At 28.8% G+C, this 14560-nt stretch carries 10 protein-coding genes; 1 reads left to right on the top strand and 9 read right to left on the bottom strand.

The window, feature by feature from the left end:
* Positions 1-111: 111 nt before the first annotated feature.
* From BWR22_RS06430 to BWR22_RS06390, 9 genes are all read right to left on the bottom strand, one after another.
* Positions 112-2931, bottom strand: a complete 2820-nt coding sequence (locus BWR22_RS06430) for a helix-turn-helix and ligand-binding sensor domain-containing protein (protein ID WP_076732760.1) — start codon at positions 2929-2931, stop codon at positions 112-114.
* Between the two features lie 134 nt (positions 2932-3065).
* Complete coding sequence (locus BWR22_RS06425; RefSeq protein ID WP_083678234.1) at positions 3066-3449, bottom strand: hypothetical protein; 384 nt, start codon at positions 3447-3449, stop codon at positions 3066-3068.
* An 18-nt stretch (positions 3450-3467) separates the two neighbouring features.
* A complete protein-coding gene (locus BWR22_RS06420; protein WP_076732757.1) occupies positions 3468-3890 on the bottom strand; it encodes a hypothetical protein in 423 nt (140 codons plus the stop codon).
* Positions 3891-3902: 12 nt separating this feature from the next.
* Entirely contained in the window at positions 3903-4322 is a 420-nt protein-coding gene (locus BWR22_RS06415) for a GreA/GreB family elongation factor (protein ID WP_076732755.1), read from the bottom strand.
* A 24-nt stretch (positions 4323-4346) separates the two neighbouring features.
* On the bottom strand, positions 4347-5651 hold the full coding sequence (locus tag BWR22_RS06410; protein WP_076732753.1) for a Glu/Leu/Phe/Val family dehydrogenase: 1305 nt from the start codon (positions 5649-5651) through the stop codon (positions 4347-4349).
* A 582-nt stretch (positions 5652-6233) separates the two neighbouring features.
* Entirely contained in the window at positions 6234-7559 is a 1326-nt protein-coding gene (locus tag BWR22_RS06405; RefSeq protein ID WP_076732752.1) for a sigma-54-dependent transcriptional regulator, read from the bottom strand.
* Positions 7560-7564: 5 nt separating this feature from the next.
* Entirely contained in the window at positions 7565-8656 is a 1092-nt protein-coding gene (locus BWR22_RS06400) for a sensor histidine kinase (RefSeq protein ID WP_076732751.1), read from the bottom strand.
* A gap of 112 nt (positions 8657-8768) precedes the next feature.
* Positions 8769-10088 carry a Na+/H+ antiporter NhaA gene (nhaA, locus tag BWR22_RS06395; RefSeq protein ID WP_076732749.1) on the bottom strand — a complete coding sequence of 440 codons (1320 nt, stop codon included), beginning with the start codon at positions 10086-10088 and terminating at the stop codon, positions 8769-8771.
* Positions 10089-10239: 151 nt separating this feature from the next.
* Positions 10240-12618, bottom strand: coding sequence for an outer membrane beta-barrel family protein (locus tag BWR22_RS06390; protein ID WP_076732747.1), 2379 nt, complete (start codon positions 12616-12618; stop codon positions 10240-10242).
* 270 nt (positions 12619-12888) lie between these two features.
* Between BWR22_RS06390 and BWR22_RS06385 the strand changes: the two genes are divergently transcribed.
* Complete coding sequence (locus BWR22_RS06385; protein WP_076732745.1) at positions 12889-14475, top strand: FMN-binding glutamate synthase family protein; 1587 nt, start codon at positions 12889-12891, stop codon at positions 14473-14475.
* Positions 14476-14560 lie beyond the last annotated feature (85 nt).

Here is a 14560-nt window from a genome sequence, read left to right as displayed (position 1 = left end):
TAACCATAAGGTGTAAGAAATATCAAAATAGCATACTTACCTGTTAAAAAAAACAACAAAAAAAATAAATGTTGTGGTAATGTATAGGTAAAAATTGATAATGTTGTGTTACTACAACTCTATGATGTAGTTTGCTAAACTCGTTTTATGAGGTAAATTCATTTTTTTACGCAAACGATATCGTTTAACCTCTACACTTCTTGGCGATATATTAAGTAATGGCGCTATTTCTTTGGAAGACAGATTTAATCTAAGATAAGCACACAATTTAAGATCATTAGGAGTTAAGCTACTATGCTTTGTTTTTAATTTTTGTAGAAAGTCTTTATCTGCATTATTAAAAGCTTCTTGAAAGAATTTCCAATCATCTGTATTGTTTAAGTTTTTATCTATTATCTTAATAACAGATTTAATATTAGCATCTGTTTCCTTATTATTTAATTCTGCTTTAATACTATTTAAAAATTCGTTCTTTTTAATTAAACTCATAGTAGAAATAGCTAACTCTCTATTTTTGTTTTCTATATCTTGTTGCAACTGTTGATTTTTAAATTGCATTTGTTGTTGCTTATTTTCTAATTCTTTACGTTCTAAATCTCGTTGTGCTTTAATTAATATTTTTTCTCTTTGCTTTTTGTAATACCTATTATAAAAATAATGTAATAAAAGAATTATAAAAATCGTGCTTAACACATATGCAATAACTGCCACATTAGAGGCATACCAAGGCTTATTTATATAGAATTGATAAGTAGCGTTATTTGATACATCTTCCCCTACTCTTGCTCTTACAACAAAAGTATAGTCTCCTGAAGGTAGATTTTTATATCTTACACTTGGTGTTGAAGACCAATTACTCCAAGTATTATAAATACCATCTAATTTATGCTGATATTCCACAACATTAAATTTATTAAATTGTGTAAAACTAAATAAGAACTCTATATTATTACTATTTGGTTTTAAATCTGCAAATTCATTTAGACTTAACGATGTACTTTCTCCATTATTTTTACTACTTATAATTTGATTAAGCGCAACATTTCCAGTAGCATTATTAAATTTTTCGGTATCAATTATTAAATAACCTGATGCAGTACCAAATAAATATTCATTACCTTTTATATGAATTACATTCTCATAACTAGTAACACTATTTCTAAGGCGTTTTGGCAATGCTATTCTTTTTACTTCTGGTTTAGCAGATAATTTTCCTGGTTTAATATATATAACATCTGTATTTGTAAATCCCCAAAGAGAATTAGATTCTTTATTATGTATTAATTTACCGGAAACGTAATTATCTGATGGAAAAAAACTACTTATAATTGTATCTTTTACAAACTTATCTTTTTCAAAATCGTATTTATAGAATCCTTCTCTATAAACATAATTTAAATTATTGTTATACTTAATTAAGCTTGAATGTGCTCCTTTGCTAATATTTTTAGTTTCTACTGTTTTAATTTTAGTAAATGCTGAATTACAAGTAATTTCATAAACACCTTTATATTCATGACTTACAAAAATAGTTGTGTTATTTACTATTTCGAAAAAACGAGAAGAAATATCGAAGCCTTCTATTTTATTTCTAAAAGTCCAATTATTATTTATTTTTTCTAATATATATAGTCCACTATAATTTCCTTGCATTAGTAAATTAGGCGCTCCTTCAATTTCCTTTATTGACCACGTTCCTTGTATATTAGAAATTTTTTTTGCTTTATTTTTATCAATAATATAGGTCCCAGAATTATGCCCACAAAATAATTGATTGTCTATAATTTGTAAATTCCAAACTTGCCCTTGAGTACCATTAATAAACTTAAAAGATTCTGTAGTATTATTAATATCTCTATAAAAAAGTCCTTGATTTGTACCTAAATATAAAATTTCATTTTTAATTGCAGATGTATAAACAGAACCAAGTTCTCCTTTAAAGTCGTTAAAAATTTTTATTGGAGATTTACTATTTATACAATTAATACCGTTGTCTAAACCAAGCCATAAATTACTATTTAAGTCTTCGAATACTGACAACACTGTATTATTACTTAAACCTAAGTTTTGATTTATTTTATAAACTAAATCTCCATTTTTATTTAAAATAATTACTCCATTAGAAATAGTACCAAAGGCAAAACCTCCATCTTTTAACCTTATACTGCTATATACACTATAATTAACTAAAGATTTGTTTATCTCCTTTTCCCATGGTATTAATATATTGTTTTTATACGCATAAACACCGTTGTTTTCTGTTTGAACTAATAAATTTCCTTGGTAGTTAAATATATTTACAATAGCATTATTTCTTATAATTTTACTATCTATAAATAAAGATTTTTTTCCGTTTATAATTTTAAAAATTCCCTTATTAATATCTTGAAAATAAATAGTATTATCTACTTTAAACAACTTAGTAATTGTAAATTTTGATTCTATTATTTTAAAAGTTTCATCTAAAGTATTATAAATATAAATTCGATTTAGCGATCTAAATATCATCCATTTATCAAGATTTACAATTTGCCAAAATTGCTCATCCTCAACTACAGAAAAGTCTTTTTTTTGAGAAAGTGATGTGTATTCTAATGTACCAAAACTGTTTTTTTTCCAGTAGCCAAATTCCATGTAACAGCCTGTATAAATTTTATCACCTACCACATTTACAGAACGTAATATGGTTTCATTTGGAGAGTTATATCTTGTCCACTTAGCTCCGTTATACTCCAAAAGACCAGCATCGTTTGCTACATAAATTGTTTTATCTAAAGATTGAGAAATTGCCCAATTTTGATATTCACCATTATATTGTTGTGGTGTAAAAACATTTATTGGTGGTATTTCTTGTGCGTTTAATTGAAAAGAAAACAATACAAAAACCAACAAAAATAAAGGCTTAATATGTTTTTTGTGTGTTACAAGCATGACATAAAGTTGTATTGCAATATACAACTTTGTATGGTTGTTGCTTACACAAGCTAATCGATCTAATTTAGGATTAAAAAAAATGTTGAATTGGGTTAATTCAACATTTTTTATTTTTAAAAGAATATTCGCTATTAATTGCTTCTAAATTTTTTTAGTAATGTATAATATTGATTCTTAAACAAAGAAAAATCTTCTACTAAAGAAATATAACTATCTTGTTTCTGTCCATGCACTTTTAACCTATTTAAATCGTATTCTGTTTTACCGTATTCGATTTCTTGAAGAAGCTCTTGCTCATACTTACATAAACTAGCCATAAGCATAACATTTTTTCTACGTAATGCGGTTATTATGTTAGAAACAGAAACATTTTTTAACAATTGCTTTTCAATAATACTTAAATAATCTAATTCAATATTAAAAGCCTCTAAAGTATTATGCCAATAAGACAACTCGATTAAGTCTTTTTTTAGACAAAGTCTTCTATGCGACTCTATTTTATTTAACCCTACCAACTTAATCTACTTAGTCTATTATTTATTAGTTTTTACTAAAGTAAAATTGCCTTGAACTTTATTAAAAAACTCATCTTTTAATCTTCTATATTTATCTAAATGGTATAAATAGCTTCTTCTATAGCTTTCGTGCTCTGTTATGTAAACCATATCACATTCTGTATCTTCACACTCCACAATATTAGATCTGGAATTAGAATACTTTTTAAGTGCATTGTAAAGTGTTTCGTTTTCTATTTCTTTTTTTTCAAAACGTTCAACTACACTATCATCATCAAACTTTTCGTTAAGTTCGTTTTTACATATATTAATAAGATTTATAAGTTCTTTTTTAATATATTCTAAATGATTTAACCAATTGTCTAACTCCATAGTGTTTATTTTATGTGTGACATCTACGTTTGTATCATGATCGAAAATTTCAATGTTTTTAGTTTTCATAATAAGTTTATTTTAAATTACAACATCTAATCCTTTTAAAGATTCTGAGATTGTAACATCTACAATTTTTAGTTTTTGTTTTCCTCCCGGAAAATCCCAATCAACAATATCTCCTTTTGAATAACCAAAAAGCGCTGCTCCCATTGGTGTTAAAATAGAAATCTTATTTAATGATAGGTCTTTATCTTGAGGTATTACAACCTCTAAAACTCTTTCCCATCCTTTGTTTGACTTTAAAGTAACAACACTATTAAATCGAACTACATCTTTAGGCATTTTCTCTTCATCCAGAATATTCGCTGTTTTTAATTCTTCGGTTAATTTTAATAATGATTTTCTTACTACATCATCATTAGCATAACCCGAAATATTAAGTATACGTTTTAAATATACATACTCTTTTTTCTCTAAAATTAAAGTCTTGTACTTCATTACAATACTATTATAATTAATAAATCAAGGAAAAATACCTCTTTGTATGTATGCCTTTTCAATACGTTTTATTGCTATACAAAAAGCGGCTGTACGCATATCTATACCTTCTTCTTTAGAATAATCGTAAACTTTATTAAAAGATTCTTGCATCTTTTTATCTAGCTTGGCCATTACCTCGTCTAACTGCCAAATTTCACCATTTCTATTTTGCAACCACTCGAAATAACTACCTACTACTCCTCCCGAATTACATAAAATATCTGGAATAATAGCTATACCTCTTTCTAGTAAAACCTTTTCTCCCTCAACATTTGTTGGACCGTTTGCTCCTTCTGCTATAAGTTTTGCTTTAATAAAAGGTGCATTTTCACTTGTTATTTGGTTTCCTAAAGCCGCAGGAATACAAATATCACAATCCAAACTAAAAAAATCGTTTTTACTTACAGGCTCAGAATATGGAAAACCTACAATGCTTCCTTTATTAGCTTTAGCGTAATTAAAAAGATCTTCTACTTTTATTGTATTAGCACTTTTAATACTTCCATAAGCATCTTGAACTCCAACTAATAATGCACCATCTTTTTCTAAAAAATAAGAAGCCCAATAACCTACATTTCCAAATCCTTGAACAATATATTTTTTACCTTTTAAGTTTACATTATTCTTTTTCGCCCAAAATTTAATAGATAAATACACTCCATAACCTGTAGCTCTATCTCTACCTTCTAATCCACCGCTTCCATCTGGTTTTCCAGTAACTACGTGTTGATTTGCTGACCGCTCTGCAGGTGGACGCGTACTCATATACGTATCTGCAATCCATGCCATAGTTTGACTACTTGTATTAACATCTGGAGCTGGAATATCGTGTTCTGGCCCAATATTATCTGCTAACGCATAGGTAAAACGTCTTGTAATACGCTCTAATTCTGATTCTGAATATTTTGAAGGATCAATTTTAATACCTCCTTTTCCTCCACCGTATGGCAAACCTGCTAACGATGTTTTCCAGGTCATCCACATAGCTAAAGCTCTTGCAGCATCTATGTCTACAGTTGGATGGTAACGTAAACCTCCTTTGTATGGACCTAAAGCACTATTATGTTGCACTCTATAGCCTGTAAAAACTTCTACATCTCCATTATCCATTTTTACTGGGAAGTTTACAAGAATCTCATTGTTTGTTATGCTTAATATTTTTCTAATATTTGGATGTAAATTTATATGGTTTGCAGCACTATTAAACTGCTCCATAACGTTATCCATCATACCTCTTACAGGTGCTTTTTTTACTTCTTTTTTTAAATCTGCTGTAATTGTTGTCATATTTTATTCTTATTTAAAATATCGATTTACTATCGATCTCTCATTATATTTTTCTGTGATATATCTGCTTCTAGTTGCTCTAGAACTAGAATTTTTATTTACTACATGCCTATTAGAAAATAATGACATAAATGTGTTTAAATTCATAATACTTATTACTTTAAAAATTATATTAACTCTAGTTTCTTTTCTATTTGTGGTTTGCTTTTTATTATGGAGTCGCTTGGTTTGATTGCATCAAACTCACTGCAAGACCATACTTTATCTTTTTGCGTTGTTAATGCACAATAGCTTTGATGTATACAAATAGGACAAATATTAAAATGCTTCATAATTAAAACTTATAAGGTTATTTATAAGCTTAAAAGCAATGCGTATGCCAATTGAAGAATTAAAAAACAGCAACACACCAAAATCCTTATAAACAAAGAAAAAACTAAAATATTTAATATTTTAAAAAAATATTTTAGCGGTACAAAAAGTCCCAATTGAGTAATATTGTACCACTATTTTAGGTGTGAAATAAATATTATTTATTTGTGAAGATTTATTTTGAAAAAATATTAAACTGAAAAGCAACAATTATTCTTCTAATTTTTTCCTAATTGTTTTTCTATCTATTCCAAGTATTTGTGCTGCTTTAGTTTTATTATTTTCTGTAAGCCTTAATACTTTTTCTATATATTGTTTTTCTATTACTTTTAAAGCTGGCAATTCACTTTCATCAAAATTTAAAACATACTTTAAATGTTCTGGTAAATGTGTAATATCTATATGCTTATCGCACATTATTACAGCACGCTGAATAACGTTTTCTAATTCTCTAATATTACCAGGCCAATTATATCGTTCTAAAACCGATAAAGCTTCTGGTGTAATTTTTATAAATCTATCTTTATATTCAATACCATATTTAAACAGAAATTTATCTACTAATAAAGCAATATCTTCTTTTCTTTCTCTTAAAGGCGCTATTTCAATTTCTACAACTGTAAGTCTATAAAACAAATCTTCTCTAAAAGTTTCTTTTACAATCATATCGCGAAGATTACTATTTGTAGCTGCAATAATGCGAACATCTATTTTTTCGGCTTTTGTAGCACCAACTTTTACTATTTCTTTTTCTTGCAACACACGTAATAACCGAGATTGCACAGTTAAGGAAGCATTACCAATTTCATCTAAAAAAATAGTTCCGCCGTTTGCCGCTTGAAAAAAACCTTCTCTATTAGTTTCGGCTCCTGTAAAAGCACCTTTTATGTATCCAAAAAGCTCTGCTTCTAATAGGTTTTCTGGTATTGCTCCACAATTTACAGCTACAAAAGGTGCTCTAGAAAATTTACCTTGATAATGGATTGCTCTTGCTACCAATTCTTTTCCTGTACCACTTTCTCCTTTTATAAAAACGGTTGCTTTATTATTTTTTACACGCTCTATTACCTGAATAACATTATTTATTTTTTCAGAATTACCAATAATTTCTCCATAAGCTTTATTATTAACATCAAGCTTTTTGTTTTCTAACTGTTTGTCTTCTGTAGCTTTTAAGGAGCGATTTAACGCAAGCTTTAATTCGTTTTTTGTAAATGGTTTGGTTAAATAATCTACAACTCCAGATTTAATTGCTGACAAAGAATCTTGAACCGATGGATAACCTGTAACTACTAATTTTGGAAGTTTTGGATAATGTTCTGATACAAATTTTATTAACTCAGACCCATCTAATTCCGGCATCTTTAAATCGGTTATTAACAAATCTATCTTTGTATCTCGTAGAATTACAACTGCTTCTTTTACAGAGATAGCTTTAAAAACATGATAATTCCAAGATTGAAGGTGGCGCTGTAATAATTCTAGAATATTAACATCATCATCCACAATTAATATATTTTCTTTTTGTAATTGCATAATTTTTACTCTTTAGGAAGTATTACGGTAAATGTAGCACCGTTATTTTTGTTATTTTCTGCTTTTATTATGCCTTTATGAGATGATACTATTCCATGTACAACGCTTAATCCTAAACCAGAGCCTTCTCCTGTTGGTTTAGTTGTAAAAAAAGGTTGAAATATTTTATCTAAATCTTCTGGTAAAAAGCCTTTACCTTCGTCTTTAATTTTGAGAATAATGTTATTTTGCTTGCTCTTAGCCTCAACAACTACCAATCCATTTTTGGGCGAAAAATAAATAGCATTCATTAATAAATTAAATATAATTTGCGTTAATTGAATAGGATCTGCTTTTAAAAACAACTCTTCTTCTTCTATTTTAACAATGTATTTAACTTGTTCTTTTCTAAAAGTAGCATCTAATAAATTTATAGCATTTTTAATGTTTGGAATTACGTTTACACGTTTCATTTCCTGAGGCATCTCGCAGGCAAAAAACATAAGTTTTTTTACAACCTCTCTAGAAAAAATAGCGTTTTGTATAATTTTATTAACATCTTCTATTGCTTTATTACTAGCTTTTAAATCGTCTTTTAACAATTCGGCAAAACCTAAAATATTAGCTAAAGGTGTATTTAACTCGTGTGCAATTCCTGCGGTAATCTCGCCTAAAATACTTAAACGATCTGCCCGCTCCATTTGTCGTTTTAGAGAAGCTTCATTTTTAATAATTTCTAATCGCTCTAGAAGACTTCCTATTTTTAATGCAATATTGTTAAGCAAAAGTTGCTCTTCATCTAAAAAATCTTCTCTTTTAAATTTATTTGCATTTAAATGTGCTATTAATTGCCCTTCAGCTTTATTAAAAATGGATATATTAGCCTTAATAATGACTGTATTTTCTGTGCTTTTGTTTGTTGAAACCGTATTAGCTTTTGTTATTATTTCTATTTCTGTTTCTTTTGGAAATTGAAATCCTTTTTTAAGGCTATAAGTAATTGCTTTTAGCGTACTTTCTATATGTTCTATGTTGGCATTTTCTACAATAGAAGACACTTCGTAAAGACACGTGAGTTCTTTTATTCGTTCTTTTAATGCTTTTTCTGCGCTACTCATATTCTTAAATTAACATATCATATTTTTAACAACAAGATATTACAATTCATTTGTAAAATAACAATAGTTAAAGCGTTTATGATAAAGTATAAATTTATATTATATAGCTGTTTTACTCTTTAATTATTACTTGTTCTGCTTTTGTTTTATTAAAACGTAAAATACAATATCCTATAATTGCTGAAATAAGGGAACCAATAAGGATTCCTATTTTGGCCGAATCTATATATTCTGGTGTAGATGCAAATGCTAAACTTCCAATAAAAATTGCCATTGTAAAACCAATTCCCGCAATAAAAGATACTCCTAAAATATGCGTAAAACTTATATCGTGCGGTACTTCTATTAATTTTATTTTTTTAGCAATAAGTACGATTAAGCTTATACCAATTCCTTTTCCTAAAACTAAACAAATAATAATATTTGTTACTAAAGCAATATTTAAATTTTCGGTACCACTTATTAAAACTCCTGCGTTAGCCAATGCAAATATTGGTATTATAAAGTACGCTACCCAACCATGTAGGTTATGTTCTAAATGCTGCAAAGGAGATTGAAATTTATTTGACCAATCGTTTAAATTATCTATAGATTGAATTTGTTCTGCAGATAAAATTGGTTTTTTTAAAACACTTGCTTTTTTTATATTGTTAAAAACATTTTCCAGCTGATTTAAGAATGTACTTGTATCTATTTTTTGACTAATTGGAACTGAAAAAGCCAGTAATATTCCTGCAACAGTTGGGTGAATGCCTGATTTTAAAAACAAAAACCAAATAATTACACCAAAGAAAAACATTATAAATCTAGAATAATAACCTTTATAAGAAAGAAAGTATAAAAACGCCAACATAAGTATAGCTACTAATAATAGTGTTGTATTTATGCTACCGCTATAAAACAAAGCAATTACAAGTACTGCTCCAATATCGTCTACTATTGCAAATGCTGTTAAAAAAACTTTTAAACTTAATGGCACTTTTTTTCCTAAAACATTTAAAATAGCAAGCGAAAATGCAATATCTGTTGCCATTGGGATTCCCCAACCTTTAGCTGTTTCTGGATTATTATTTAAAAGTAAAAAAAACACAACCGGAATTACCATACCGCCAATTGCTCCTACTAACGGAAATGCTATTTTTTTAGGAGAGTTTAACTCACCAATAGTTAATTCGCGTTTAATCTCTAGACCAATTAGGAAAAAGAATATAGCCATTAAGCCATCGTTTATCCATAGGATTAGAGGCTTTTTAAATTCGAAGGTTTTTGTAATAATGCCAATATCGTATTGCCATAATTCTCTATAAACATCTCCAAATGGTGAATTTGCCCAAACTAATGCTATAATTGTAGCAAGCATAAGCAAAATACCACTAAAGCTTTCAATTTTTACAAATTTTTGGAATGGTGTGAGGAATACTTTTTTAATCATACGGCTAGTTTTCTAACAAAAAAATTAATCTCAAAGATAAGATTTCAATATAGAAAAGCTTACAGTATATTTTTAGTTTAGTTTTTATTTAACACAAAATAAACACTTTAGCATATTATAAGTTTTAAGAAGTATAAACTCTAAAAATAAATTAACGCCTTCTTCCTCCAGAATATGTCATAGCTTCTCCTTTACCAAAACCATAACTTAATCCTAATGTTACAAAACGTCCTCTTTGACTAAAACTATATGTTTGAAAAGTTGGTTGAGATACAAAGGTTTCTGAGATGCGAGACTCGAACATATCTCGAATACCTAAATTAACTACTGCTTTTCCTTTTAATATTTTTTTTCTAACTCCTAAGTCTAAAAAAGCATAGCCTGTTACGTCACCTTGAAAGGTTTTGAAACCAGATTGATAATTACCTGTTAATTCTAAATCTATGTCTGCAGGTAAGCCTATTTTAGAACCTAATCTTGACGACCACTGGTTGCCAGAAAAATTAAACGATTGCTCTTGAAAAGCTCCTACACGGTCGAAAAAATTAAAATTAAAATCTCCTGTTAACACAAGCCATTTATTAACATTATATTTTCCGTTAGTTTCGAAACCTACCGATGCATTAGTACCTATGTTTTCTGGCGTTGTAGTTGTTACATTATCTGCAAATGTAGAAACGCGTTCTACAACTTCTGTAGTATATTTATGATATAAACTTGAACTAAAAGAGGCTTTTCCTATTTTATAAATACTTGTTAACTCGTAAGAATCTGTAAACTCTGGTTGTAAATTTGGATTTCCTTGTCTTACATTAAAATTATTACTAATATTAAAGAATGGATTCAAGTCCCATAGTCTTGGTCTAAAGATTCGTTTAGAATATCCGGCTTGAAAAGATACATTATCGTTTATTTTATAAGAGGTATGAAACGATGGAAAATAATTTGTAAAATTTTGAGAATTAGCTTCGTTTGTATTTGTTAGCAGCGTATTTAAATCTGTATTTTCTAATCTTATTCCTGCTTTAACTCCCCATTTATCAAGTTCATAAGCAACTGTAAAATAAACACCTAACACTTTTTGATTGTATTCAAAATTATTAGTTAAATCTTGATTAACTACGTAAACTCCATCTGTAAAGTCTCTTACTTCATAATCGTTACCAACATCGTTAATTAGATATTGTGCGCCAGCTTCTATACTATAAGTTTTAGATAATGGATTTGTATAATCTGCTTTAAAAGTATAATCTGATTGTTGGAATTCTGTATCTGTTTGTTGATTACCATTAACGTTTGATCCTGCTATAGTAGTATTTTTAAATTGTGAAGCTTGGTCTTTTCCAAAAAAACGGCCTAGAGCACTAAGTTGTAAAGAGTGGTCTTTATTATTTTTAAATTGTTTTTTATAATTAAGTTCGTATTGATATTTTGGATTGGTAGCATCGGTTACTTCTTCTCTCAACCAATTGGAAATTAAGGCATTATTAGAATCATAAAAACTAAAATTTGTTTTAGAAGGTTGGTCTTCAACTTCGTATGCAAAATTTCCTGATAAGGTTAGTACATTAAAATCATTTATATGATAATCTGTTCCTAAAGTTATATTATAAAACGTTTCGTCTCTATAAGCTGTACCGTTGCTATATATAACTTCGTTATCTATTAAGTTTCTATTAACCGCTTCATTGTCTCTTGGTAGCGATCGGTAACCAACACCAATTTGTGTAAATAAATTAAATTTTTCTGTTCTGCGATTAAGACTAATACCTACACTATGGTTGTCTGGTGTACCTGTATTTGCAGAAATGGAACCATTCCATCCTTTTTTCTCTTCTTTTTTTAAAATTATATTTAAAATCCCAGCTGTACCAGATGCTTCATATTTGGCTGATGGATTGGTAATAATCTCTATACTTTCAATCATGTCTGCTGTTAAAGTACCTAACGCATTACTAGACTCGTCTGCCAATACCGATGGTTTTCCATTTATTAATATTTGAACTCCAGAGCTTCCACGTAAGCTTATTTCTCCTTCGATATTTACATTTACAGAAGGAACGTTATTAAGCACCTCTAATGCGCTTACACCAGTACTACTAATATCTTTCCCTATATTAAAAACGCGTTTATCTAGTTTAAAAACAGTTTTTGAAACCTCTCCAGTAATTACAACTTCCTCTAGCGTTTCGTTATCTTCAGAAAGTACAATAGTTCCTAAATCTATTTTATTATTTTTTACTGTAAAATTGGTAATACGCTTTGTTTTAAAACCAATAAAACTAATTTGAATATAAAAATTAGATGCAGAGGTGTTTATTGTAAATTTTCCTTCATCGTTTGAGGTCGTTCCGGTAATAATCTCTTTGCTATTATTTTTATACAAAGCTACTGTTGCGTAAGGAATTGTTTGATTACTTTGATTGTCTACCAACATACCAACAATTTCTATTTTATTGTCTTGTGCAGTAGCACTATTAACACCTAATAAAAGTATTATAACAACTATATATTTAAAGACTGCTTTCATGTTTGTAAACTATATTTATTTCTTTTTTATACAGACAACAAAAATAACGATTAACGCTTTAAATACTAATAATTTAAAGCGTATATATTTTGTTAAAAGCTAAAAATTATTTAACCCAAACATAGCCGTTTTAATTTTATAAAACATATATAGAAAACTAATAGTTTCTAAAATTGGAAACATCCTAATAAAATTTTATAAATTTGCTTTTGCTGTAAAAACAGACTGTTTTTATAACAAATATTTTCTATCCATTAATTAAGACACTTTATGAAAGTTCGCGAATATTTTTTATTAATATCTGTTTTAGTAACTATTGCAATTATATCTATTGCGTTATTTTGGCAACCTATTCTGTGGTTATTTTTAATAGTTGCACCTTTAATATTAATGGGACTTTTTGATATATTTCAAAAATCTCATACTATAAGAAGAAACTTTCCTCTTATTGGAAGATTTAGATATGTTTTAGAGTCTATTCGTCCTGAAATTATGCAATACTTTGTGGAAACAGATACACAAGGTCGTCCATTAAACAGAATACTTAGATCTTTAGTTTATAGACGTGCAAAAGGAGAAAACGACACCGAGCCTTTTGGTACACAAATGGACCTTTACCATTCTGGATACGAATGGCTAGAACATTCTATGTATGCAAAAACAAACCCTAAAGATATTGGCGTTTTTCCTCGTTTAATGATTGGTGGTAAAGATTGTAAACAACCTTATTCTTCAAGCTTATTAAATATTTCTGCAATGAGTTTTGGTTCTTTAAGTAATAATGCTGTTCTCGCTTTAAACAAAGGTGCTAAAATGGGAAATTTTGCACATAATACAGGAGAAGGAGGAATTAGTGAATACCATTTAAAGCACGGAGGAGATTTAATATGGCAAGTAGGAACAGGATATTTTGGGTGTAGACACGAAGACGGTACTTTTAATGAGGAAACCTTTAAAATAAATGCTCTACGACCAGAAGTAAAAATGATAGAAATAAAACTATCTCAAGGTGCTAAACCTGGGCATGGAGGAATTTTACCTGCATCTAAAAACACAGAAGAAATTGCTAAAATAAGACATGTAAAACCAGGAATTGCAGTACATTCTCCGCCTTCACATTCTGCTTTTAAAGATCCAATAGGATTTATGCATTTTATAAAAAAACTAAGAGACCTTTCTAACGGGAAACCTATTGGTTTTAAACTATGTTTAGGTAGAAAGCAAGAATTTATGGATTTTTGTGAAGCTATGCTTCATACTGGAATACAACCAGATTTTATTACAGTAGACGGTGGAGAAGGAGGTACCGGTGCAGCTCCAGTTGAATTTTCGAACTCTATGGGAATGCCTTTGCGTGAAGGTTTAATTTTTGTTCATGATACACTTGTTGGATTTGGTATAAGAAAAGATATTAAAGTTATTGTTGCTGGTAAAATTATTTCTGGTTTCCATATGGCAAGAGCAATTGCTTTAGGTGCAGATGGTTGTAATAGTGCTAGAGCTATGATGTTATCTATTGGCTGTATTCAAGCCTTACAATGTAACACAAACACATGTCCTGTAGGTGTTGCAACACAAAATCCTTCTTTAGTTAAAGGATTAGTTGTAGATGATAAAGCACCTCGAGCTCAACGCTACCATGAAGCAACAATACACAGCTTTTTAGAACTTGTTGCTGCTGCCGGCTTAAATAGCCCTAACGAATTAACTAGAAATCACATTAGCAAACGAGTTGGTTTATATGATGTTAAAACTTACGAAGAAATTTACCCTTATGTAGAAGAAGGATCTTTAGTAAATATAGACACAATTCCAGAGGATTACATGAAGTTTTTTAAATCTACTCGTGTAATGTAGTTGTGGTTTGTTACAAGGTTTATTTCTTTTAGCTATTTTAAATTAAAGCATATTGGTTAAATAAAATAATTTCAAATTTAATAAC

Source organism: Lacinutrix venerupis, from assembly GCF_001971745.1.
Taxonomy (GTDB): Bacteria; Bacteroidota; Bacteroidia; order Flavobacteriales; family Flavobacteriaceae; genus Lacinutrix; species Lacinutrix venerupis.
This window is presented reverse-complemented; position numbering and strand designations above follow the sequence as displayed.

Coding starts and splice junctions, on each gene's coding strand:
- BWR22_RS06430 (WP_076732760.1), bottom strand. CDS start 2,931: ATGCTTGTAACACACAAAAAACATATTAAGCCTTTATTTTTGTTGGTT.
- BWR22_RS06420 (WP_076732757.1), bottom strand. CDS start 3,890: ATGAAAACTAAAAACATTGAAATTTTCGATCATGATACAAACGTAGAT.
- BWR22_RS06415 (WP_076732755.1), bottom strand. CDS start 4,322: ATGAAGTACAAGACTTTAATTTTAGAGAAAAAAGAGTATGTATATTTA.
- BWR22_RS06410 (WP_076732753.1), bottom strand. CDS start 5,651: ATGACAACAATTACAGCAGATTTAAAAAAAGAAGTAAAAAAAGCACCT.
- BWR22_RS06405 (WP_076732752.1), bottom strand. CDS start 7,559: ATGCAATTACAAAAAGAAAATATATTAATTGTGGATGATGATGTTAAT.
- BWR22_RS06400 (WP_076732751.1), bottom strand. CDS start 8,656: ATGAGTAGCGCAGAAAAAGCATTAAAAGAACGAATAAAAGAACTCACG.
- nhaA (WP_076732749.1), bottom strand. CDS start 10,088: ATGATTAAAAAAGTATTCCTCACACCATTCCAAAAATTTGTAAAAATT.
- BWR22_RS06390 (WP_076732747.1), bottom strand. CDS start 12,618: ATGAAAGCAGTCTTTAAATATATAGTTGTTATAATACTTTTATTAGGT.
- BWR22_RS06385 (WP_076732745.1), top strand. CDS start 12,889: ATGAAAGTTCGCGAATATTTTTTATTAATATCTGTTTTAGTAACTATT.